The sequence below is a fragment of the Glycomyces sp. NPDC049804 genome, assembly GCF_040674615.1.
GTDB classification, from domain to species: domain Bacteria; phylum Actinomycetota; class Actinomycetes; order Mycobacteriales; family Micromonosporaceae; genus Glycomyces; species Glycomyces niveus.
Genome location: NZ_JBFAMQ010000007.1, coordinates 64,511 through 86,373, shown reverse-complemented (window position 1 = coordinate 86,373; position 21,863 = coordinate 64,511). Strand labels below are relative to the sequence as shown.

The following is a 21,863-nucleotide window of genomic DNA, read 5'->3' as shown; positions in this document are numbered from 1 at the left end:
CGCGCAGCCGAATGAAGCACGGGCAGAACGCGGCGCACGCGTTCAACCCCGGAGATCCTGCCATGCCCGCGAGGCTATCCGGTTTCGCCCGAAGCGTCCACCCGTTTAAGGGAGCCCTGCGGCGGGCGCTGTCCGCGCCTCGCGCGCGGGATCGCGCCGGTGTCGCCCGAGGAGTAGCGGCCGGGCACGTGGAGGCGCAGCACCGCCTCGCTGGCCCAGTCCGGCACGTCACCGGGTCGGGAGGCGGCGGCCATGACGAGGAACGCGAGCGGCACCGTCCACAGTGCCGGTTGAGCCAGGAGCACCGAGACGACCCCGGGTTCGAGGTCGAGGACCACCGACGCGAGCGCGGCCCCCGTGGAGGTGCACGCGCCCACGAGCAGGCCCGCGGTCGCACCGGTCGCGGTGAGGCCGCGCCACCAGATGCCGAGTGTCAGCAAGGGGCAGAAGGTGGAGGCCGCCACCGCGAACGCCCAGCCGACGAGCACGTTGATGTCCACATCCGCCGCCGGGAGCGACAGCGCGACCGCGAGCGCGGTGCCGACCACGACCCCGAGCCGCAGCCGCGAGAGCGACCCGCCGAACAGGTCGTGCGAGAGGCCCCCGGCCAGCGCGAGCAGGAGCCCCGACGAGGTCGAGAGGAACGCCGCGAACGCGCCTGCCGCGACCAGTGCGGTCAGGACCGCGCCCGCCGTGCCCGGAACGATAGCGCCGGGCACCAGGAGCGGCACGACGTCCGTCTCCTCGGGTTCGGGCGTGGTGACGCGGCCGAGGAGCCCGTACACGATGGGCCACAGGTAGAACATGCTGAGCAGCACGATCACCGAGACGGCGACGCGGCGGGCCGCGCGGGCGCCCGCGACGGTGTGGAAGCGCATCACGACGTGCGGGAGACCCATGGCGCCCAGCGTGGTCGCGACCAGGACCGAGATCGTGGCCAGCAGCGGGTGCCCGGAGCCGTCGAGGTCGAGGAGCGGGCGCGACCAGTCGGGGTCGGCGCTCAGGTCGAGGGCCGCCTCGCGCCGGTCCCGGCCGGCCAGCGCGATGAGGAACACCGCCGGCCCGGCGATGAACGCGAGCTTCACCAGGTAGTGGAAGGCCTGCACGTACGTCGCCGAGCGCATCCCGCCGACCGCGATCGTGGAGGAGACCACGAGGCCCGCGCCGACCACGCCGATCCAGTACGGGATGCCGGAGACGAGTTCGAGCACGACCCCGGCCGCCTTGAACTGCGGCAGCAGGTACAGGAGCATGATGACGAGCACGACCAGCCCGCACATGCGCCGGATGCGCGGCGAGCCGAGCCGGTACTCCGCGAAGTCGGGCACCGTGTACGCGCCGCTGCGGCGCATCGGCCCGGCCGCGAGCGCCGCGACGAGCACGTACCCGGCGGTGAACCCCACCGCGTACCACATCGCGCCCACGCCGTTCTTGACCAGCAGGCCCGCGAGCCCCAGCACCGAAGCGGCCGAGACGTACTCGCCCGCGATGGCGAGGGCGTTCCAGCCGGGGACGATGCTGCGCGAGGCCACCAGGAAGTCCGGTGTGGAGCGGGCGGCGCGCACGCCCCACACGCCGATGACGACGCTGGCGGCGAGGATCAGGCTGATGGCGGCCAGGCCGAGCATCAGTCGCCCTCGCAGTACTCGGACTCGATGCGCTCGGCGCGCCGCACATGGAACGCGGCGAGCGCGAGCAGGACCGGGTAGGGCGCGAAGAACAGCACGGCCCAGCCGAGGCGGCCGGGCGTGAGCACCGCCGCGGTGAGCAGGGCCGCGAGCGCGCACAGGAGCGCGGCGGCGGTGCGGACGGCGAGGCGGCGCTGGCGGTGGAGGGCGCGTTCGGCGTCGGCGAGGTCGATGGCGCTGCGGTCGACCTGGGGTTGGCCCGCGAGGCGGTTGAGGCGGCGCGTGGCGTCGGACCGGCGGCGCAGGGCGAGCCGGGTCTGCGGGCTGGTGACGCGCACACGCTGGTTCATCGGTGCGCGCCGCCTTCCCTGGCGGCCTGGAGGAGCCGTTCGCGCAGGAGCCGGGAGTGGCGGCGGCTGACGGGGACCTCGCCGGGCTCGGTGACGGCGACGAGGCCGGCCGAGGAGGTCACGCGCAGTTCGGTGACGTGGCCGAGGTTGATGAGGAAGGAGCGGTGCGCGCGCACGAAACCGGCTGCGTCCCAGACCTGTTCGAGGTAGGTGAGGGACTGGCGCAGGAGGTGGGAGCCCTGGCTGGAGTGGAGGCGCACGTAGTCGCCGTGCGCTTCGGCGTAGGCGATGTCGTCGCGGCGCACGAACACGGTGCGGCCGGCGAGCTCGACCTGGACGACGGCGAGGTCGTCGGCTTTGTCCCCCACCACGGGCGCGGTGCGGCGGCCGCCGATGCGGGCGACGGCCTCGGCGAGGCGTTCGGGCCGAAAGGGCTTGAGCAGGTAGTCGGCGGCCCCGAGGCCGAAGGCCTCCACGGCGTGGTTGTCGTAGGCGGTGACGAACACGATCTCGGGCGGGTCGGAGAGGCGCCGGAGGATGCGGGCGACGTCCATGCCGGTGAGGCCGGGCATGGCGATGTCGAGGAACGCGGCGTCGAACGAGCCGGAGCCGAGGAGGCGCACCGCCTCGTCGCCGCCGGCCGCGGCCACGACCTCGCCGACGGCGGGCAGCTCGGCGAGCTGCCCGGCGAGTTCGGTGCGGGTGGACGGCTCGTCTTCGACGACGAGCACGCGCAGGGGACTCATCAGCGTTCACTCCGGTTCGGGGAAGGGCCGCGAAGCGGGCCGCTGCGGGGAAGGCGGCCGTCCGACCGGCGGACGCGACCGGGCGTCGCGTTCGGCGGCGTGTCGGACCCGTGTGGGATCGTCGTCCTATTTCCCTGGTTGGTCGGAGGCGGATGCGGGTGGGAAGGGGCATGCCCTACGACCGCATCGAGGGGGCCGGTCATGCGTGCACTCCTCGGGCGTAGCGGGGGATTCTCACGGTCGCCTTGGTGCCCGCGCCCGGGGCGGTGTCGAGCCACAGTCCGTACTCGGGGCCGTACACCGCCCGCAGTCGCCTGTCCACATTGGCGAGACCGATGCGGCCGGCGCCCTGGCGGCTGCCGGTCAGGATCGCCTTCGCGTCCTCCGGATCCATGCCCGCGCCGTCGTCCTCGACCTCGATCACGCACAGCGCGCCCTCGGAGAACCCGCGCACCGCGATGTGGCCGGTGCCGGGCTTCGACTCGAAGCCGTGGCGCACGGCGTTCTCCACGATCGGCTGCACGACGAGGAACGGGATGGGCACGGGCAGGACCTCCGGGGCGATGCGGACGGTGATGTCGAGGCGGTCGTCGAAGCGGGCCCGCTGCAGCTCGAGGTAGGTCTGCACCGCCTGCAGCTCATCGGCGACCGTGGCGTAGTCGCCGGTGTTCGCGAACGAGTACCGCAGGTAGTCCGAGAAGTCCGTGAGCAGTTCACGGGCCCGCTCGGGGTCGGTGCGGGTGTGGGCGCTGATCGCGGCCAGGGCGTTGTGCATGAAGTGCGGCGAGATCTGGGCCCGCAGTGTGCGCAGGTCGGCCGCGGCGATCCGCTCCCGGGACCGGTCGAGGTCGGCGTGGTCGAGCGCGGTCGCCACCAGGTGCGCGGCCTCGGCGACCTCGGCGTCGCTCACCTCCCCCGCCACGACCAGGCACCCCACGAGGTCGCCCGAGACGACCAGCGGCGAGGCCCGCAGCGGCGGGGCCGTCACCGGCTCGAGCACGTCGAGCGTCTCCGCGAGAATGCCCTGGGACGCGACCGGATCGAGCGCGCCGGAGACCGCGATGAACCGGTCGCAGTCGGCCAGCGCCACCGCGTCGGCCGCGAGGAGCTTCGCGAGGCGGCGCGCCGCCACCGGCGCGCCCTTCCCCGTGAGACCGTCCGCGAGGGACTCGCCGATCTGGCGGGAGAGCCGCAGCGCGGCGAGCGTGCCGGAGCCCAGCGCGCGGCGCCGCGTCGAGGCGAGCCTCGAGGCGCGGAGCGAGGCGGAGAGGCGACCGGGGATCACGTCATCACTGTAACGTGGCGCACATAACGGCGGGGAGGGCCGCCCCGGCCCTCCCCGCCAATGGGGCGGCCTAGTGACTCACAGCCCGCTCAGAGCCCGCGCCGGTCAGCGCCCTCACCTGGAGGGTCGCGAACCGGTCCGTGCGGGACTCGTCGCTCATCAGCGTGCCGACCACGGCGCAGATGAGACCGAGCGGAATGGAGACCAAGCCAGGGTTCGACATCGGGAACCATGCGATGTCGACCCCTTCGCCGAGCAGCGAGGTTTCGGCTCCGGAGAACACCGGAGAGAAGACGACCAGGAGCAGCGAGGCGATCAGGCCGCCGTAGATGCCCCAGAGGGCGCCGCTGGTGTTGAACCGCTTCCAGAACAGGCTCAGCAGAAGCGTGGGCAGGTTCGCGGAGGCGGCCACCGCGAAGGCGAGGCCCACCAGGAAGGCGACGTTGAGGTTCTGCGCGAAGATCGCCAGCACGATCGCCACGACGCCGATCGCGATCGAGGCGAGCTTGGCGACCCCGACCTCCTCCTTCTCGGAGGCCTTGCCGTGGCGGAGGACGCTGTTGTACAGGTCGTGCGCCAGCGACGACGAGGACGCGATCACCAGGCCGGAGACCGTGGAGAGGATCGCGGCGAACGCCGCCGAGGCGATGACCGCGAGCATGATCGCGCCGACGGTGGACCCGCCGGCCTCGCCGCCGATGACTTCGGCCAGCTGCGGCGCCGCCGTGTTGCCGGCCGGGTTCTGCGCGGTGATCGCCTCATACCCGACGATGGCGGCCGCGCCGAAGCCGAGCACCAGGGTCATCAGGTAGAAGGCGCCGATCAGGCCGATGCCCCAGTTGATGGAGCGGCGGGCGATCCGGGCGTCCGGCACCGTGTAGAAGCGGATGAGCACGTGCGGGAGCCCGGCCGTGCCGAGGACCAGGGCCAGGCCCAGGCTCACGAGGTCGAGCTTGTTCCACATCGTCTGGACCGCGTCGCCCGGCACCTCCACGCCGTAGCGCAGCCCCGGTTCGAGGAAGGCCGCGCCGTGGCCCGACGCGGCCGCGGCGTCGCCGAGCAGCTCCGAGACGTTGAACCCGTACTGGGCGAGCACCATCAGCGTCAGGACGAGCGCGCCGCCGACGAGGACCATCGCCTGGAAGATCTGCACCCAGGTGTTGCCCTTCATGCCGCCGAGGGCGACGTAGAGGGTCATGATGAGCCCGACGAGGACGATGCCCGCGATCTTCGCGGTCGCCGCGTCCATGCCCAGGTAGGTCTCGCCTTCCTTGATGCCGAGCAGCAGCGCGATGAGCGCGCCGGCGCCGACCATCTGGGCGAGCAGGTAGAAGATCGACACGCTCAGCGTCGAGACCGCCGCCGCGGTGCGGACCGGGCGCTGGCGCATCCGGAACGACAGCACGTCCGCCATGGTGAAGCGGCCGGTGTTCCGCAGCATCTCGGCGACGAGCAGTAGCGCCACGAGCCAGGCGACGAGGAAGCCGATCGAGTAGAGGAACCCGTCGTAGCCGAACAGGGCGATCGTCCCGGCGATGCCGAGGAACGAGGCCGCCGACATGTAGTCGGAGGCGATCGCGAAGCCGTTCTGCCATGCGGAGAAGCTGCGGCCGCCGGAGTGGAAGTCGGCGGCGGTCTTGGTGTACCGGTGGCCCCAGACCGAGATCACGACGGTGATGGCCACCGTGAGCAGGAACAGGACCATGGTCAGGGTGCGGCCGGTGCCTTCGGCTTGTGCGAGGAGGTCCATCAGCGGTCCTCTCCGTAGTGGATGGCGTCGTGGAGCTCGATCGCCTTGGGGTCGTAATTGCGGGAGGCGTAGCGCGAGTAGCCCCAGGCGATGCCGAACGTGGAGACGAACTGGCCAAGGCCGAGGAGGAGCGCCACGTTGATGTTGCCGAACAGGACGGTGCCCATGAAGTCGCGGGCGTACGCGGAGAGGAGCACGTACAGCAGGTACCAGGCGAGGAAGCCGATCGTCGCGGGCACGATGAAGCGGAACAGGCGGCGCTTGAGCTCGGCGAACCGCGGGTCGTCGTGGTACGACGCGAGCTGGTCGTCCGTGACCTCGGGCGGCGGTCCGTCGCGGGTGGGGGTCGTAGCCATCGGGCCGTTCCTCCTTGAAGGGCTGTACTGGGCGGGCGCCCAGGGCTTTTCCGGGCCGACGTTTCTGGCGCATGTCGACGCGGTGACGGGTTTACAAGCAACCTATGAGGCGTGGGCGGCCGCGTGAAGCATTGCTGTGACGCGTGTCGCTAGAGGGTTCGCTTCCTGCGGTGAAAGCCCCGCCGAGCGGTCGGCGAACGGTCGGCGAACGGTTCCCGCGGGTTCCTTCCTCGCGAACGATGAATCCCGCGAAGCGATCTCGTCTGTACTGGTGAAGGCATTGGAACAGCGAAAGGACCGCACGATGGCGAACAAGATGATCTTCCTGAACCTGCCCGTGGCCGACCTCGACGCGGCGAAGGCGTTCTACGAGGCGCTCGGATGGAGCATCAACCCGGACTTCACCGACGAGAACGCCGCGTGCGTCGTCGTCGACGACAACATCTGCCTGATGCTGCTGACCAGGGAGTTCTACACGACCTTCGCCGAGCGTCCGATCGCCGACACCGCGAAGTTCTCAGCCGCCGCCTACGCGCTGGCCCTGCCGGACCGCGAGGCCGTCGACGAGCTCACCGACGCCGCCCTCAAGGCCGGCGGCACCGAGGAGACCGCCAAGCAGGACCGCCGCGCCCAGGAGGCCGAGGTCGGCATGTACGGCCGCACCTTCCTCGACCTCGACGGCCACCAGTGGGAGCCGTTCTACATGCCCTATCCCCAGGCTTGATCCGGGAAACCCTGAGGGCCGCAACGCAAAGCGTTGCGGCCCTTCTTCATGCACTCGGACTGGTGCCGCCGGGCGTGCAGCGGGCCTCAGGCCGGAGGGCTTCCCGGCGGCGGGGCGCCCGGCGGGGACGGGGGCGTCTGGGTTCCGGGCGGGTATGGAAGTTGCTGGGGGGCGCCGGGCGGCGGTCCGCCTTGCCACTGCTGCGGGCCGGGCGACGGGTGCATCTGCGGCTGGTAGTGGTAGCGCGGCTTCCTGGACGCGTTCGCGACGAGCACGATTGTCAGGACGATCCCGCCGATCACCACGAGCAGGCCGAGCAGGAGGAGCAGGTGCCAGGGTCTCAGGGCGCCCACGTCGAGGCCTCCGCCCGTGGGCTCCGGCAGGCTGGGGCTTTCATCGGGGAATTCGTCCACATCGGGCCTCCGTTTGGGCATGTGCGGGTAGACCCTCATCATCCCAGGCGCGGAGGCCCGTGTGAAGGACCGTCAGGAGTGGACGCAGAATTCGTTGCCTTCGGGGTCGCCCATGACGATCCATTCGGCCCCGTTCTCGTTGAAGCGGTCGCTCAAGCGGGTGCCGCCGAGCGCTTCGAGGCGCTTCACCTCGGAGTCGATCTGGTCGGCGCCGACGTGGAGGTCGAGGTGGAGGCGGTTCTTCACGGTCTTCGGCTCGGGGACCTGCTGGAAGAGCAGGCGCATGCCCTGCCCCGCGTCCGTGGTCGAGTCGAAGGGGTCGTCGGGGTTGCGGACCGCGGCGAGGGTCTTCCAGGCGTGGTGGCCGTCGACCTCGGTGAGGAGGTCGGCGGTGATGAAGCCCTTGGCGAGGAGGCCCGCGATGAAGGGCGAGTGGTCCTCGACCCGGTAGTCCATGGCCTCGGCCCAGAAGGCCGCGAGGCGGTGGGGGTCGGCGCAGTCGATGACGATCTTGAAGTGCACAGGCATACCGCGAGCGTAAGGCGGGGGTGTGACAGTGTCCCGGAAACGAAGACCGCCCCGCGCTCCTGCAGCAGGAGGGCGGGGCGGCGGACGTCAGGCCTGCTCGCGGTATTCGGGCGGGAGGCCGAAGAGCGGGAAGAGCTTCTCCGTGTCCAGGAAGTAGTTGAGGCCGGAGATCTTGCCGCCCTCGAGTTCGAGGACGGTGATCGACCACGGCTCCCACACGCCCGGCGTGTCGCTCGGCTTGTAGTGCCCGAACGCCGGGAGGCCGTTGGCGCTGACCGGGACGAGCTTGGAGTTCTCGCAGCCCTTGCCGGTGGTGACCATGAACTCGGCGACGCTCGCGTGGCCCTGGACCCACAGCGGGAACGGCGGCATCGAGAGCGCCACGTCCTGCGTGCACAGGGCCGTGAGGGCGTCCATGTCGTACGCCTCGAAAGCACTCACATAGCCGTCGACGAGCTTGCGCAGATCGGCGTCGTCGATCTCGTAGGACTCGTCGGGCTTGGCGTGGACCTGCTCCATCGTCGCCTTGGCGCGCTGCAGCGCCGAGTTGACGCTCGCGGGGCTCAGATGCAGGGCTTCGGCGGTCTCGGCCGCGGAGAAGCGCAGGACCTCGCGCATGAGCATCACCGCGCGCTGCTTGGCGGGCAGGTGCTGGACGGCGGCCACGAACGCGAGCCGGAGCGTGTCCTTCGCCTCCGCGGCGGCGGCCGGGTCGGCGCCGAAGGCCATCGAGTCGGGGATCGGCTCGACCCACAGGTAGTCGGGCTCGGGCGCGGGCAGGGGCGTGCCCGCGTCGGAGGCGGGCGCGAGGTCCATCGGGCGGGCCCGGCGCTGCGGGCCCTTGAGCATGTCGAGGCAGACGTTCGTGGTGATCTTGTAGAGCCACGAGCGCAGCGATGAGCGGCCCTCGAACGAGTCGTGGGACTTCCACGCCCGCGTGAAGGCCTCCTGCACGGCGTCCTCGGCCTCGAACGAGGAGCCGAGCATCCGGTAGGCGTACGCGCACAGCTCGCGCCGGTGCGGCTCGAACTGGGCCAGCACGTCGTCTCTTATCGCAGCGTTCATGCCCACAGCCTGACACAGGGCACCGACATTCACGATCACGGCTCGGATATCTGATCGCGCAGGCCGCAAGGTGCCCGAAAACTCCCTTGTGGCGCTTTTACTGGGTGCGGCGGTGGTCGGCCATCCACCGCTCGAACGCGTCGGGCGCCATCGGCTTGGCGAAGTGCCAGCCCTGCCCGGCGTGGCAGCCCCAGCCCTCGAGCTGCTTGCGGACCTTCTCGTCCTCCACGCCCTCGGCCACGACCTCCACGTCCAGCGCCCGGCCCAGGTCGATCGTGGTCGAGACGATCGCGGCGTTGTCGGGGTCGTCGATCAGCGTGGTCACGAACGACTTGTCGATCTTGATCTCGGTGACCGGGAGGCGGCGCAGGTGCTGCATCGAGGAGAACCCGGTGCCGAAGTCGTCGAGGCTGATGCCCACGCCCAGGTCGGAGAGGCGCTGCACGTTGACGACCACGCGGCGCGGGTCGGCCATGAGCGCCGACTCGGTGATCTCCAGCTGCAGCTTCTCCGCGTTCACCCCGTACGCGTCGATGCGCTCGGTCAGGAAGTCCGTGAACTCCGGCGACTGCAGGTCGCGCACCGAGACGTTCACGGCCATGCGCAGGTCGTAGCCCGACTCGTTCCAGGAGCGGAGCTGGCGCAGGGCGATGTCGACGACCCGCTCGGTGAGCATCCGCATCACCGAGGAGTGCTCGGCGGTCTCGATGATCTCGGCCGGGTTGACGATCCCCCGCTCCGGGTGGTGGTAGCGCAGCAGCGCCTCGGCGCCGATGACCTCGCCGTCGACCAGGCGCACCTGCGGCTGGTAGTAGAGGTTCACCCCGGGAGTGTCGGGGTGGTCGAGGGTGCGGCGCACGTCGCCGAGGAGCAGCAGCCGCTCGGGCGAGTTGTGGTCGAACTCGGGGGCGTACCGCGCGAACGAGGAGGCGCGCTGCTTCGACTCGTACATCGCGATGTCCGCGTGGCGGAACAGGGTCTGGAAGTCCGGGCCGTCGTCGGGGAAGACCGCGACGCCGACCGAGCCGTCCACTTCGACGCTCGCGTCGCCCAGGACGATCGGGGCGTCGAGGCGGGCGCGGATCTCGCGGGCGCACTCCATCGGGTCGGTCATGCCGTCCAGTTCGGACCACATGAACGCGAACTCGTCGCCGCCCAGGCGCGCGATGACCTTGCCCTTGGGCTTGTCCGCCTCGAAGCGCTGCGCGAGCTCGATGAGGAGCTGATCGCCGACCTGGTGGCCGAGCGCGGAGTTGACGTCGGCGAAGCGGTCGAGGTCGAGGATGAGCACGGCCACGGCGGTGCCGGTCTCGGTCGCGTCGGTGAGCTTGCCGTCGACGGCCTGCTGGAAGCCCTTGCGGTTGAGCAGGCCCGTGAGCGGGTCGTGGTCGGCCTCGCGCTCGCGGTCGGCGGCGGTCTGGAGGATGCGGTACACGGCGAAGATCGGGATCGCGGAGGCCGCCACCAGCCACCACGAGGAGATCGCGGCGCTCGCGACGATGGGCGCGATGGCGATCTGCGTGGCGCGCAGCGCCCATTCGCTGCGGAACCACTGCCAGAACAGGTCGAGGTAGCCGTCGTCGGTGCGCAGGCTGTGGCGGCCGGCGACCAGCGCGAAGCTCGTCAGGGTCCAGACCGAGCCGGCCGCGAAGACCGCGAGGAGCTGGGCGGCCTCGCCGTTCCAGACCGCGCCGTGGGCGACCGCGTCCCACACGTACCAGGCGAGGACGAGCGCGACGCCCTGCTGGGAGATGTTGAAGACCGCCCGCCAGGCGGAGGCCTTGAGCTGCACCATCAGCATCCCGATGGCCGCGGACTGGACGATCAGCGCGGGCAGGAAGCCCCAGGTGATCATGGTGGCCAGGACGTACACGAGGTAGATCGAGGCCATCGGCGACATCCACAGCCCGCCCCAGCGGGTCGGGCGCAGCTCGGCGACCATCGCGAGCCCGGCGGTGAGCCAGAACGCGAAGGGCACGCCGAACCAGCCGCCCTCCGGCGCGCTGCTCGCGACGGACACGGCGACGGCACCGGCGACCGCCGCGATGGCGACCGCGGCCATGAAGCCGTAGTACCGGCCCGGATGCTCTCTAGGCGCAGTGTTGCGCATGAGCGTCGTGGCCATTTCGCTCCTCCCACTGCCGCGCCCGCTCCGGGTGACGCGCCAGAATCCCCCGGGGCCGGTCGCGGCCGACTCCTCTGTCATATCGCGAATTCCGCTCCCAGACAACGCCGGGAGCACATGCGGCACAGTTGTGACCAGGCGCGACATGCCAATTACAGAAACCGTTATCCGGTGTTCACGGCAGCGCCTCCCGCGGTCGGTTCCAGCGTCGGCGGCCCTTTCGGGCGATGGGCGCCGAGCCGTTGGCACGACAAGGGGCGAGCATCCACGAGATGACTCTGCCTTGATCTAACGAGCCTCCCCCCGTATAGGAATACGGATCGTTACGAAGTTGTGATCATTCTGGTTCGGTCTCGGCATCGAGAGTTTCCGGTGCGGACAACCCGTCTTCGAGGAGGGCCGCGAAATCCGCGCCCGGGACGACCGGCACGCCGAGCTGGACGGCCTTGTCGTACTTGGAGCCGGGCTTCTCCCCCGCCACGACCGCACTGGTCTTCTTGGACACCGAACCGGAGACCTTGCCGCCGCGGGCCTTCACGGCCGCGGCCGCGCCTTCGCGGGTGTAGTCGGGTATGCCGCCGGTGATGACGATCGTGAGCCCTTCGAGCGTCTGCGGGAGCGCCTCGGAAGGGTCGGGCGCGTCGTCCTGCATCCGCACGCCCGCCTCGCGCCAGCGCTCGACGATCGCGCGGTGCCAGTCGACGGCGAACCAGTCCTTGATGGCCGATGCGATGGTGGGGCCGACGCCGTCCACAGCGGCCATCTCGGCCTCGTCGGCGTTCGCGATGCGGTCGAGGTCGCCGAAGTGCTCGGCGAGGGCCTGGGCGGCCACGGGGCCGACGTGGCGGATCGAGAGCGCGTTGACGACCCTCCACAGGGGCTGGCGCTTGGCGGCCTCGAGGTTCTCGAGCATCTGGACGGCGGTCTTCTTCGGTTCGCCGCTCTTGTTGGCGAAGTAGGCGACGACCTTGTCCTCGCCGGTCTTCGGGTCCTGCTTCGGCAGGCCGGTGTCGGGGTCGCGCACGACGACCTGGATGGGCAGGAGGTCGTCCATCCGGAGGTCGAAGACGCCGCCTTCGTCGACCAGGACCGGGTCGGCGCCGAGGGGTTCGACGAGTGCGGCGCACGCGATGTAGCCCATGCGGTCGACGTCGAAGCAGGAGCGGCCGGAGAGGTAGGCGAGGCGTTCGCGCAGCTGCCCGGGGCAGGAGCGGGCGTTGGGGCAGCGCAGGTCGACGTCGCCTTCGGCGGCGGGGGCCAGGACGCTGCCGCATTCGGGGCAGCGCTCGGGCATCACGAACTCGGTCTCGTCGCCGGTGCGGGCGGCCTCGACGGGGGCGACGACCTCGGGGATGACGTCGCCGGCCTTGCGGACCACGACGGTGTCGCCGATGCGGACGCCCTTGGCCTTCACCTGGTCGGCGTTGTGGAGGGTCGCGAACTCGACCTCGGAGCCGGCCACGCGCACGGGCTCGAGCACGGCGTAGGGGGTGGCGCGGCCGGTGCGTCCGATGGAGACCTTGATGTCGAGGAGCTTGGTGTTGACCTCCTCGGGCGGGAACTTGTAGGCGACGGCCCAGCGGGGCGTGCGGGAGGTCGCGCCGAGGCGGCGCTGCACGTCCAGCCGATCCATCTTGATGACGACGCCGTCGATCTCGTGTACGAGTTCGTGGCGCTGCTCGCCGAACTCGGCGATGTACTCGTAGGCCTCTTTTACGGTGCCCACGACGCGCCAGTAGGGGCTGGTGGGCAGGCCCCAGGCGGCGAGCGCGGCGTACGCGTGGGACTGCGTGTCGGGTTCGAAGCCGCGCACGGCCCCGAGGCCGTGGGCGATGAAGCTGAGGGGCCGCTCGGCGGTCTTCGCGGCGTCCTTCTGCCGCAGGGACCCGGCGGCGGCGTTGCGCGGGTTGGCGAACGGGGCCTTGCCGGCGGCGACCTGGGATTCGTTGAGCCGCAGGAAGTCGGTGCTGGGGAAGTAGACCTCGCCGCGGACTTCGAGGAGTTCGGGCACGTCGTGGCCGTCGGCGGCGGCGAGGCGCTGCGGGACGGCCTTGATGGTGGCGACGTTCGCGGTGACGTCTTCGCCGGTGACGCCGTCGCCGCGGGTGGCGGCCTTGGTGAGGCGGCCCTGCTCGTACACCAGGTCGACGGCGAGGCCGTCGATCTTGACCTCGCACAGGTAGGGCTCGCCGGGGACCTCGGCGGTGATGCGGTCGGCCCAGGCCTGGACCTCGTCGAGGCTGAACACGTCCTGGAGGCTGAGCATCTTCTCCAGGTGCTGCACGGGCGTGAACGCGGTGGAGAAGGTGCCGACCTGCTGGGTGGGCGAGTCCTCGTTCTTCAGCTCGGGGTAGGCGGTCTCGATGTCGATCAGCTCGTGCATGAGCTCGTCGAACTGGCTGTCCGAGATGGTGGGCGCGTCCTCGGCGTAGTACCGGCGGCGGTGCTCGGTGATCTCCACCGACAGGTCCTCGTGGCGCGCGCGGGCGCGCTGGAAGTCGGCATCCCTTGTGTGCTCAGCGTCGGTCCGGTCGGTGCCGTCCGCTTCTGCGTCAGTCGTGCTCACGGCCCCATTGTGTCAGCTGAGTGCGACGTTTCGGGGAGGCCGAAGCCTTATGCAACCGGTCACCTCGCGTTCACGTCGTGATTGCCTGGCCAACCCCGGGGGCCGGAAGGATCGGCCGCGTACGGCCCGTACACACCCCCGATTGCCCCGTCAATAAGGAGACCGGAATGGCGATCCTCTCGACCGGCGGCGCGAACCGCCGCAGCTTCCTGCGCCGAGGCGCGGCCGCCGCGGGCGCGAGCCTCTTCGCGGTCGCCGCCATGGAGGGCCTGTCGATCCGCGCGGCCCACGCCAAGGACGGCGAGAAGGACCGCGACTGCCCCGACAACGGCGGCTACGGCGAGCTGCGGGAGCTGACCCGCACCGACCCCGAGACGGGGTTCTCCCAGACCCTGTGGCTCCCTGAGGGCTTCGACTTCAAGGTGTTCGCGGTCGCCGCGTCCCCGATGAGCGACGGCTACCGCACGCCGCTCGCGCACGACGGCATGGCCTGCTTCCCGACCGGGCGGCGCGGCCAGTGGCGGCTGGTGCGCAACCACGAGGAGCGCAACGAGCCCGGCGTCGGCGTCCCGACCGGCAGTCCCGAGCACCGCTACGACGCGCTCGGCGGCGGCGGGACCACGACGATGAGCGTGCGCTGGGACGACGGCGAGCCGCACTTCGTGGAGGCCTGGCAGTCCCTGTCGGGCACGATCGTGAACTGCGCGGGCGGCCCGACCCCGTGGGGCTCGTGGCTCTCGTGCGAGGAGACCACGGCCGGGACGGGCGCGGGCTGGGCGGCCGAGCACGGGTACGTGTTCGAGGTGCCGTCGGCGGAGAACGGCGAGACGGTGCCGTCGCCGCTCAAGGAGATGGGCCGGTTCGTGCACGAGGCGGTGGCCGTGGACCCGCGCTCGGGCGTGGTCTACGAGACCGAGGACCAGAACACGGCCGGGTTCTACCGGTTCCTGCCGAACGTGCCCGGCGACCTCGCCGAGGGCGGCCAGCTGCAGATGCTGAAGATCGCCGACGCGTGGAACCACGACACCCGCACCGGCCAGCGCGCCGGGAGGAGCCTGTACGTGGAGTGGGTCGACATCGACGACCCGGACCCGGCGGACGCCGAGGCGAACGAGCTGGCGGTGTTCGACCAGGGCTGGGCGCGGGGCGCGGCGGTGTTCGGGCGGCTCGAGGGCTGCTTCTACGGCGACGGCGCGGTCTACATCGCGTCCACTTCGGGCGGTGACGAGGGCGAGGGCCAGCTGTGGGAGTACCGGCCGCGCGGCCACAAGGGCGGCACCATCAAGCTGGTGTTCGAATCGCCCGATGCGGAGCTCTTGTCCTATCCGGACAACATCACGGTCTCGCCGGGCGGGAACCTGATCCTGTGCGAGGACACCGGCCGCGACCTGCCGGCGATGCGGGGCCTGACGCGGGACGGGGAGATCTTCCCGCTGGTGTACCACGAGGGCAAGACCGAGTGGTGCGGCGCGACGTTCTCGCCTGACGGCAAGGTGCTGTTCGCGAACATGCAGGGCGCGACGCGCGGCGATCTGGGCGACCCGGCGCTGGAGCCGGGCCGGACGATCGCGATCTGGGGGCCTTGGAGCAAGGGCGTCCTCTAGAACCCACTCCCGAGTGGCGGTCCGGCCGCGTGCAACGTCCCACCTTCGGCGACGCTTGCGAGCCTTGCGTTGGCTCAGCGCGGCCGGATCGCTTTTTCGCTGTTCAGGCCGGAGTTCTCGTGGGACACTGGAGGTAATTCACTAGTCGATGAATTTACGTGGTACGGTGAATTCATCAGTCATTGAATTACTGGAGGCTCCCGATGCCACCCACCCCCGACACCGCCATCGCGGTCGGCGGCCTCGTCGTCCACCGCGGCGGCCGCACCGTCCTCGACGACGTCTCGACGCAGATCGCGGCCGGGACCGTCACCGGCCTGCTCGGCCCCTCGGGCTCGGGCAAGACCACGTTCATCCGCGCCGTCGTCGGCACGCAGAAAGTCAAGTCCGGCACCGTGACCGTGCTCGGCCACCCGGCCGGGACGAAGCCGCTGCGCAGCCGTGTCGCCTACGTGACGCAGGACGCCTCGATCTACCCGGACCTCTCGGTTAAGGCCAACGTCGCCTACTTCGCGGCCCTCTACGGCCGCAGCCGCGCCGAGGCGATGGGCGCCATCGAGCGCGTCGGCATGGGCGACTTCGCGGACAAGCTCGCCGCGAACCTCTCCGGCGGGCAGAAGACCCGCACCTCGCTCGCGTGCGCGCTCGTCATCGAACCGGAGGTGCTGGTCCTCGACGAGCCGACCGTGGGACTCGACCCGGTGATCCGCGAGGAACTGTGGAACCAGTTCCGCGACCTCGCCGAGCAGGGCGCGACCCTGCTCGTCTCGAGCCATGTGATGGACGAGGCCGACCGCTGCGACCGGCTCCTGCTGCTGCGCGAGGGCCGCTTCATCGCCGACGACACCCCGGCGGACCTGCGCGCCGCGACCGGCGCCGCGAACCTCGAAGCGGCGTTCCTGCACCTCATCCGCGAACTCGAGAAGGCGAACTGACATGTCGCTGCGCATCACCTTCCTCACCGCCGGCCGCATCCTCCGGCAGCTGCTCAACGACCGCCGCACGGTGGTGCTCATCCTCGCCGTGCCGAGCCTGATGATCGCGCTCATCAGCGCCATCATGGACGCCGCGCCGCAGGCGTTCGACACGGTCGGGCTGATCCTGCTGGCGTTCTTCCCGTTCATGATGATGTTCATGATCACCTCGATCACGCTGCTGCGCGAGCGCACCGGCGGGACCCTGGAGCGGCTCATGACGACGCCGACGGGGAAGCTCGACCTGGTGTGCGGGTACGCGATCGCGTTCGGTGCGGCGGCCGCGGCGCAGACCGCGATCGCCGCCGCCGTCGCGTACCTGTTCCTGGGCCTCGACACGGCCGGGCCGGCGTGGGCGGTGTTCCTCATCGCGATCGTGGCCTCGCTGTTCGGGATGGCGCTGGGGCTGTTCGTGTCCGCGTTCGCGACCACGGAGTTCCAGGCGATCCAGTTCATGCCCGTGTTCGTGGTGCCGCAGCTGCTGCTGTGCGGCCTGATCTGGCCGCGCGACCAGATGGCCGGGTGGCTGCAGGGCGTCTCGGACGCGCTGCCGGTGACCTACGCGGTCAAGGCGCTCACGGAAGTGCAGACGCACCCCGATGTCACGGCGGCGATGTGGGGGAACCTCGCGGTCGTGGCCGCTGCGGTCCTCGTCGCAACGGCGCTCGGAGCCGCGACGCTACGGCGGCGCACGAACTAGGGTCTCCCTGTGGCCAGAACGAAGCGCACCGGACGGCGGACGGGCAACCCCGACACGAAAGCGGAGATCCTGTCCGCCGCGAGGCGGCTGTTCGCGGAGGAGGGCTTCGAGTCGGTCTCCATGCGGCGCATCGCTTCCGAGGCCCAGGTGGACCCGTCGCTGATCCACCACTACTTCGGCTCGAAGGACGACCTGTTCCTCGCCGCGATCGAACTGCCGATGGACCCGGCCCCTGAGGTCGCGGCCGTGCTGAAGCAGGGCGGGGTCGAGGGCGCGGGCGGGCGGCTCATGCGGGCGTTCGTGGCGATCTGGGACGGCCCGCACCAGGACAAGCTGCTCGCGGTGGTGCGCACGAGCCTGTCGAAGCCGGCGATGTCGTTCGTGCTGCGGCAGCTGTTCGAGCACCGGATCGTCAAGACCGTCGAGAACACCATCGGCGACCAGGTCGACCACGTGCCCGTGCGCGCGAGCTTCATCGCCAGCCAGGTGTTCGGCCTGGTCGTCGCCCGGTACATCCTCAAGCTCGAGCCGGTCGCGTCGCTGAGCGCCGCCGAGCTCGCCGAGACGATCGGTCCGAACATCGACCGGTACCTGACCATGCCGGTCGAGCAGTTCGCGGAGGCCGAGCGGCCCAAGGCGTGAGCGACGCTCATCAGGGCCGGTCGCGGCCGGCTCCTACACTGACCTGATGCCGATCGTCGACAGCGCCATCTACCGCAAGGGCACGCGCGAGTCGCACCACGTGACCCTCGACCAGACATTCGAGGACCTGCACGAGCACGGCGGCTTCGCCTGGATCGGCCTCTACCGGCCCACCGAGGCCGAACTCGCGGCCGTCGCCGAGGAGTTCGAACTGCACCACCTGGCCATCGCGAACGCCAAGACCGGGCACCAGCGGCCGAAGCTGCAGCGCTTCGGCGACACGCTCTTCGTGGTCCTGCGGCCCGCCCGCTACCTCGAGGAGACCGAGCAGGTCGAGTTCGGCGAGGTGCACCTGTTCATCGGCCCGAACTTCGCGATCACCATCCGCCACGCCGAATCGCCCGACCTCGCACAGGTCCGCCGCCGCCTCGAAGCGGACCCCGAGCTGCTGGCGCTGGGGCCGCAGGCGGTCCTGTACGCGGTCCTCGACGTGGTCGTGGACGGGTACGGGCCGGTCGTGGACGGCATGGAGGACGACATCGACGAGATCGAGGACGAGCTGTTCTCGGGCGACCCCGACGTCGCCAGGCGCATCTACGAGCTCGCCCGCGAGGCCATGGGGTTCCAGCGGGCCACGCACCCGCTCGTGCGGATCTTCAAGTCCCTCGAGTCCGGGTACGACAAGTACCAGGTCGACATCGAGCTGCGACGCGACATGCGGGACGTGCTCGACCACGTGCTGCGCATCGTCGAACGCGCCGACCTGTTCCGGGCGCTGCTGGAGAACGCGCTCACCGTCCACTCGACACTGGTGACCCAGGCGCAGAACGAGGAGATGCGGCAGCTCTCGCACGCCAGCATCGAGCAGGGCGACCAGGTCAAGAAGATCTCGTCGTGGGCGGCGATCCTGTTCACGCCGGGCCTGGTGGCCGGGATCTACGGCATGAACTTCACGCACATGCCCGAGCTCTCATGGGTCCTCGGCTACCCGATGGCCATGGGGCTCATGCTGCTCTCGGCCGGGCTCCTGTACGTGGTCTTCAAGCGCCACAACTGGCTCTAGGCGATCGCGACGCCGAAGGCCGAGCCGATCAGGTAGGTCGCGGCCATCGTCGCCGCGCCGACCCCCATGACCCGCAGCATCGCCCGCCCCCGCGGCGCGTCGCCGAGCCGCGCGGACGTGAAGCCGGTGAGCGCCAGCGCCGCGATCACCGCGATCGCGCAGCCGATCACGCGGACGCCCTCGGGCAGCAGGGTGATCGCGAGCAGCGGCAGCAGTGCGCCGCAGGTGAACGCGAGGAACGAGGAGAGCGCGGCGTGCCACGGGTTCGTCAGCTCGTCGGGGTCGAGCCCGTACTCGACCACCGCGTGCGCCCTGAGCGGGTTGCGGCGCGAGAGCTCGCGGGCCGCGCTCCGGGCGGTCGACTCGGACAGGCCGCGGTCCTCCAGACTCGTGGCGAGTTCGGCTTCGGCCGCCTCGGGGCGCTCGTCGAGCTCGCGCCGTTCGGCTTCGACGAGGCTCGCCTCGGTGTCGCGCTGGGTCGAGACGGAGGTGTACTCGCCGCCGGCCATCGAGAACGCGCCCGCGACCAGCCCGGCGACACCGGAGACGAGGATCGTGGACCGGTCCGAGGTGGCCCCGGCGACGCCGATGACGATGCCCGCCACCGAGACGATGCCGTCGTTCGCGCCGAGCACGCCCGCCCGGAGCCAGTTGAGACGGCTGCCGACCGAGCCGGGGCCGCCGCCGTTGTGGGCGCCGCTCTCGTGGTCGTGCCCTTCATGTCCGCTTCGCGCCATCACGATTCCAGTGAACCACAAGGTTGCAGCCGGTGGGAGTTCTCACAGGACCCCAGGATTTGCGGAGGCTTGAGGGAAATGTCCGGCAGGCCGCCGCGACGCTCTGTAATGGACGCTTCCCCTGGTTGACGGCGACCGCTATTGTCGGCACTCCCTCCGATGAGAAGGGGCTCTTCAATGAGCGAACCCGCTGACTCCCCAGCTCCGAGGCCCGAAGACGCCGAAGCGTCCCGCGGCGAGACCCCGAGCGAACCTCCCGCCCCGCACCGGCCCGAGACGCCGATGGGCGACTCCCGGCCCGACGCCGAGCCCGAAGCCGTTCCCGCGCAGGCCGAAACGCCGCAAGCGGCGGCGCCCCGCGCCGAACCCACGCCCCCGGCGCCGGCTGAGACGCCTGCGCCGGCAGCCGCCCCAGCACTCGTCGCCGCCGCCGCGCACCCCGCGTCCCCGGTCCCGCCACCGCAGCCGCCGGCCCCGCACCACCACGCCAGGCCGCTCACCGCCGCCCAATACCAGCAGCAGGCCGCCTACTACCAGCAGGCGCACGCGCCGCGCATGGTGCCGCCGAATCCGCGCTGGCACCGACCTGACGCGGTCCCCCAGCCCGCCATCGTGGTCCTGGTCGCCGTGGTCGCCCTGTTCGGGGCATGGGCCGCGTTCCACTCCACGGGCGTCGGCATCGGCCTGTCGCTCACCGGCATCGCCATGCTCGCCGTGCCCCTCGCCGCGGGCGACCCCAAGGACCTCCTGCCCCGCCTGCCGGGCGCGGCCCTCGTCGCCGCACTGTGGTCGGTCGCGGCGATCCGCGACGCGGGCTGGGTCGTGTTCCTCTGCACCGCAGCCGCATTCCTCCTCACCCCCCTCGTGCTCGCCCCGCAGGGGCGCTTCAGCGGCACGGCCGTGACCCTCGCCGCGGGCTGGCTCGAAGGGCTCGCCGAGTCCTTCACATGGGCCAAGCGCGGCAAACGCGCCAACGAGGGCAACGCGAGCATGCGCAACGTCTGGGTCGCGCTGATCACCGCCGCGCTCCTCCTGGTCTTCGGCGGGCTCTTCGCCGCCGCCGACAGCACGTTCGCCGATCTCGTGGTGCGGCTGCTGCCCTCGGTGAACCCGGCGGAGTTCATGCTGCGGATCATCCTCGCCGCGATCCTGTTCCCGCTGGTGCTGCTGTGGACGTACACCGCGGTCGCGAAGCCCCGCTTCGACTCCCAGCGCCCCGAGGGCGAGCACCGCACCGTCTCCCGGTTCGAACTCTCGGTCCCCTTGGGCGCGCTGAACCTCCTGTTCATCGCATTCATCGCGGTGCAGCTGCGGGTGTTCATCGGCGGCGAGGCGTACGTCATGGCGACCAACGGGCTCACCTTCGCCGACTACGCCCGCAGGGGCTTCTGGCAGCTGAGCATCGTCGCCGCGCTCGCGCTCGGCGTCATCGCCGTCGCGGCCTGGCTCGCGCCCAAGCGCACCAAGGCCGACCGGTGGGCGGCCCGCATCCTCCTCGGCACCCTCTGCCTGCTGTCCATGGTGGTCATCGCCTCGGCCCTGTACCGCATGTTCACGTACGCCGACACCTACGGGCTCACCCGGATGCGCGTGTGGATCTTCACGGTCGAGATCTGGCTCGCGGTCCTGTTCGCGCTCGTCATCGTCTGCTGCTGGAAGCTCAAGGCCGCGTGGCTGCCGCGCGCCGTGCTCGCCTCGGGCGCACTGGCGCTGCTGGGCCTGGCCGCCGCGAACCCGGACGCGCTCATCGCCCGCTACAACCTCGAGCACGACCACAAGCTCGACCTCGGCTACCTCGAAGACCTCTCGGACGACGCCGTGCCCGAGTTCGCCGGCCTCTCCGACGCCGACCTCGACTGCATGCTCTTCGACCAGTCCGGCGAGGAGCGCGACCTCATGGCCTGGAACCTCGGCCACCAGCGCGCCTCCGGCCTCCTCAAAGAGCACGACGAGATGCCGGAATACTGCGACTGGGGCGACGGCCGCTTGTACAGCCAGGAGGAGCTCGAGGCCCCGGCGGTGGACGAGCATGAACCGGCGGGACCGTTCGAGACCGTCGAGCCGGACGTCATCGCCGACCCGCCGCCCGCCGCGTTCTTCCAGACGGCGACCTGCGATTCGGTCGACGCGGCCCAGACCAGCGCGTGGCTCGTCGACGAAGTCGACTCGTGGGGCCTCGAACCGGGCACCTCCGACGCGTACTTCAGCGAGACCGAGCCGAACGCGTGGCTCACCTGCGCGTTCTACAGCGGCGACATCGACGTCCAAGGGCAGGTGGCGTACACGGGCTCCACCAACGGCGCGGTGAATTCCCTGCAGAACGCCGTCCACGCCTACGAGGGCGGCAGCTGGCTCATCGTCGACCGCGAGGACGCCGTGGTCCTCTCCACCGGCTCCGATGCCGAGAGCCAGCTCCAGTATTACCAGGCCAAGGACAACCTGGTGATCTATGTGCACGTCATGGGCGTCTCGCGCGACACCGTCGCCGAAGCGGCCGCCGCGGACCTCGCCGCGCAGATGGCCGACCTGTACGCGACGTTTGCCTGAACGCATGTCCGACATCACCCGGGCGGCGCGGCGGCCGCTGAGCTGCCGCGCCGCCCGCGG

The 21,863-nt window shown here is 70.8% G+C and carries 19 protein-coding genes; 7 read left to right on the top strand and 12 right to left on the bottom strand.

From position 1 onward, the window contains the following. Positions 1-74: 74 nt before the first annotated feature. The 6 genes from AB0K52_RS13390 to AB0K52_RS13365 all read right to left on the bottom strand — a co-directional run bounded on the left by AB0K52_RS13390 (position 75) and on the right by AB0K52_RS13365 (position 6,115). Positions 75-1,628, bottom strand: a complete 1,554-nt coding sequence (locus AB0K52_RS13390; protein WP_363530803.1) for a cation acetate symporter — start codon at positions 1,626-1,628, stop codon at positions 75-77. Further along, positions 1,628-1,978 carry a hypothetical protein gene (locus tag AB0K52_RS13385; RefSeq protein ID WP_363530802.1) on the bottom strand — a complete coding sequence of 117 codons (351 nt, stop codon included), beginning with the start codon at positions 1,976-1,978 and terminating at the stop codon, positions 1,628-1,630. The genes AB0K52_RS13390 and AB0K52_RS13385 overlap by 1 nt, the downstream gene beginning before the upstream one ends. Further along, on the bottom strand, positions 1,975-2,724 hold the full coding sequence (locus AB0K52_RS13380; protein ID WP_363530799.1) for a LytTR family DNA-binding domain-containing protein: 750 nt from the start codon (positions 2,722-2,724) through the stop codon (positions 1,975-1,977). Before AB0K52_RS13380 ends, AB0K52_RS13385 begins: the two co-directional genes overlap by 4 nt. Before the next feature lie 199 nt (positions 2,725-2,923). Further along, on the bottom strand, positions 2,924-3,919 hold the full coding sequence (locus tag AB0K52_RS13375) for a histidine kinase (protein ID WP_363531442.1): 996 nt from the start codon (positions 3,917-3,919) through the stop codon (positions 2,924-2,926). 160 nt (positions 3,920-4,079) lie between these two features. Continuing rightward, a complete protein-coding gene (locus AB0K52_RS13370) occupies positions 4,080-5,759 on the bottom strand; it encodes a cation acetate symporter (RefSeq protein ID WP_363530796.1) in 1,680 nt (559 codons plus the stop codon). After that, positions 5,759-6,115, bottom strand: a complete 357-nt coding sequence (locus tag AB0K52_RS13365) for a DUF485 domain-containing protein (protein WP_363530793.1) — start codon at positions 6,113-6,115, stop codon at positions 5,759-5,761. Before AB0K52_RS13365 ends, AB0K52_RS13370 begins: the two co-directional genes overlap by 1 nt. A 304-nt stretch (positions 6,116-6,419) precedes the next feature. On the opposite strand from AB0K52_RS13365, the gene AB0K52_RS13360 reads away from it, so the two are divergent. Beyond that, positions 6,420-6,839: a VOC family protein gene (locus AB0K52_RS13360; RefSeq protein ID WP_363530791.1), complete on the top strand. Its 420-nt coding sequence runs from the start codon at positions 6,420-6,422 to the stop codon at positions 6,837-6,839. Between the two features lie 86 nt (positions 6,840-6,925). Here AB0K52_RS13360 and AB0K52_RS13355 read toward each other — a convergent pair whose 3' ends face one another. The 5 genes from AB0K52_RS13355 to ligA form a co-directional block, all read right to left on the bottom strand. Next, positions 6,926-7,252 (bottom strand): hypothetical protein, encoded by a 327-nt coding sequence (locus AB0K52_RS13355; protein WP_363530788.1) that lies wholly within the window; start codon positions 7,250-7,252, stop codon positions 6,926-6,928. Positions 7,253-7,324: 72 nt separating this feature from the next. Next, entirely contained in the window at positions 7,325-7,780 is a 456-nt protein-coding gene (locus tag AB0K52_RS13350) for a VOC family protein (protein WP_363530785.1), read from the bottom strand. 87 nt (positions 7,781-7,867) lie between these two features. Continuing rightward, on the bottom strand, positions 7,868-8,845 hold the full coding sequence (locus AB0K52_RS13345) for a sigma-70 family RNA polymerase sigma factor (protein ID WP_363530782.1): 978 nt from the start codon (positions 8,843-8,845) through the stop codon (positions 7,868-7,870). Positions 8,846-8,942: 97 nt separating this feature from the next. After that, positions 8,943-10,970, bottom strand: coding sequence for an EAL domain-containing protein (locus AB0K52_RS13340; RefSeq protein ID WP_363530779.1), 2,028 nt, complete (start codon positions 10,968-10,970; stop codon positions 8,943-8,945). 337 nt (positions 10,971-11,307) lie between these two features. After that, the gene (gene ligA / locus AB0K52_RS13335) at positions 11,308-13,536 is read right to left on the bottom strand and encodes an NAD-dependent DNA ligase LigA (protein ID WP_363530776.1); all 2,229 of its coding nucleotides are present in this window, start codon (positions 13,534-13,536) and stop codon (positions 11,308-11,310) included. Between the two features lie 167 nt (positions 13,537-13,703). Here ligA and AB0K52_RS13330 point away from each other — a divergent pair, with 167 nt between their 5' ends. From AB0K52_RS13330 to AB0K52_RS13310, 5 genes are all read left to right on the top strand, one after another. After that, positions 13,704-15,140: an alkaline phosphatase PhoX gene (locus AB0K52_RS13330; RefSeq protein WP_363530773.1), complete on the top strand. Its 1,437-nt coding sequence runs from the start codon at positions 13,704-13,706 to the stop codon at positions 15,138-15,140. 203 nt (positions 15,141-15,343) lie between these two features. Then, positions 15,344-16,075: an ABC transporter ATP-binding protein gene (locus AB0K52_RS13325; protein WP_363530770.1), complete on the top strand. Its 732-nt coding sequence runs from the start codon at positions 15,344-15,346 to the stop codon at positions 16,073-16,075. A gap of 1 nt (position 16,076) precedes the next feature. Further along, positions 16,077-16,814, top strand: a complete 738-nt coding sequence (locus AB0K52_RS13320) for an ABC transporter permease (protein ID WP_363530767.1) — start codon at positions 16,077-16,079, stop codon at positions 16,812-16,814. A 9-nt stretch (positions 16,815-16,823) separates the two neighbouring features. Continuing rightward, positions 16,824-17,456, top strand: coding sequence for a TetR family transcriptional regulator (locus AB0K52_RS13315; protein ID WP_363530764.1), 633 nt, complete (start codon positions 16,824-16,826; stop codon positions 17,454-17,456). 46 nt (positions 17,457-17,502) lie between these two features. Next, complete coding sequence (locus AB0K52_RS13310; RefSeq protein WP_363530761.1) at positions 17,503-18,519, top strand: magnesium and cobalt transport protein CorA; 1,017 nt, start codon at positions 17,503-17,505, stop codon at positions 18,517-18,519. On the opposite strand, the gene AB0K52_RS13305 is transcribed toward AB0K52_RS13310, so the two are convergent. Next, positions 18,516-19,256 carry a VIT family protein gene (locus AB0K52_RS13305; protein ID WP_363530758.1) on the bottom strand — a complete coding sequence of 247 codons (741 nt, stop codon included), beginning with the start codon at positions 19,254-19,256 and terminating at the stop codon, positions 18,516-18,518. The genes AB0K52_RS13310 and AB0K52_RS13305 overlap by 4 nt on opposite strands. A gap of 177 nt (positions 19,257-19,433) precedes the next feature. Here AB0K52_RS13305 and AB0K52_RS13300 point away from each other — a divergent pair, with 177 nt between their 5' ends. Beyond that, the gene (locus AB0K52_RS13300) at positions 19,434-21,803 is read left to right on the top strand and encodes a DUF4153 domain-containing protein (protein WP_363530755.1); all 2,370 of its coding nucleotides are present in this window, start codon (positions 19,434-19,436) and stop codon (positions 21,801-21,803) included. Positions 21,804-21,863 lie beyond the last annotated feature (60 nt).

What these genes read in the sequence shown, in the direction of transcription:
- AB0K52_RS13390 (WP_363530803.1), bottom strand. Translation starts at nt 1,628, where the DNA reads ATGCTCGGCCTGGCCGCCATCAGCCTGATCCTCGCCGCCAGCGTCGTC.
- AB0K52_RS13385 (WP_363530802.1), bottom strand. Translation starts at nt 1,978, where the DNA reads ATGAACCAGCGTGTGCGCGTCACCAGCCCGCAGACCCGGCTCGCCCTG.
- AB0K52_RS13380 (WP_363530799.1), bottom strand. Translation starts at nt 2,724, where the DNA reads ATGAGTCCCCTGCGCGTGCTCGTCGTCGAAGACGAGCCGTCCACCCGC.
- AB0K52_RS13370 (WP_363530796.1), bottom strand. Translation starts at nt 5,759, where the DNA reads ATGGACCTCCTCGCACAAGCCGAAGGCACCGGCCGCACCCTGACCATG.
- AB0K52_RS13365 (WP_363530793.1), bottom strand. Translation starts at nt 6,115, where the DNA reads ATGGCTACGACCCCCACCCGCGACGGACCGCCGCCCGAGGTCACGGAC.
- AB0K52_RS13360 (WP_363530791.1), top strand. Translation starts at nt 6,420, where the DNA reads ATGGCGAACAAGATGATCTTCCTGAACCTGCCCGTGGCCGACCTCGAC.
- AB0K52_RS13350 (WP_363530785.1), bottom strand. Translation starts at nt 7,780, where the DNA reads ATGCCTGTGCACTTCAAGATCGTCATCGACTGCGCCGACCCCCACCGC.
- AB0K52_RS13345 (WP_363530782.1), bottom strand. Translation starts at nt 8,845, where the DNA reads ATGAACGCTGCGATAAGAGACGACGTGCTGGCCCAGTTCGAGCCGCAC.
- AB0K52_RS13340 (WP_363530779.1), bottom strand. Translation starts at nt 10,970, where the DNA reads ATGGCCACGACGCTCATGCGCAACACTGCGCCTAGAGAGCATCCGGGC.
- AB0K52_RS13330 (WP_363530773.1), top strand. Translation starts at nt 13,704, where the DNA reads ATGGCGATCCTCTCGACCGGCGGCGCGAACCGCCGCAGCTTCCTGCGC.
- AB0K52_RS13325 (WP_363530770.1), top strand. Translation starts at nt 15,344, where the DNA reads ATGCCACCCACCCCCGACACCGCCATCGCGGTCGGCGGCCTCGTCGTC.
- AB0K52_RS13320 (WP_363530767.1), top strand. Translation starts at nt 16,077, where the DNA reads ATGTCGCTGCGCATCACCTTCCTCACCGCCGGCCGCATCCTCCGGCAG.
- AB0K52_RS13310 (WP_363530761.1), top strand. Translation starts at nt 17,503, where the DNA reads ATGCCGATCGTCGACAGCGCCATCTACCGCAAGGGCACGCGCGAGTCG.
- AB0K52_RS13305 (WP_363530758.1), bottom strand. Translation starts at nt 19,256, where the DNA reads ATGGCGCGAAGCGGACATGAAGGGCACGACCACGAGAGCGGCGCCCAC.
- AB0K52_RS13300 (WP_363530755.1), top strand. Translation starts at nt 19,434, where the DNA reads ATGAGCGAACCCGCTGACTCCCCAGCTCCGAGGCCCGAAGACGCCGAA.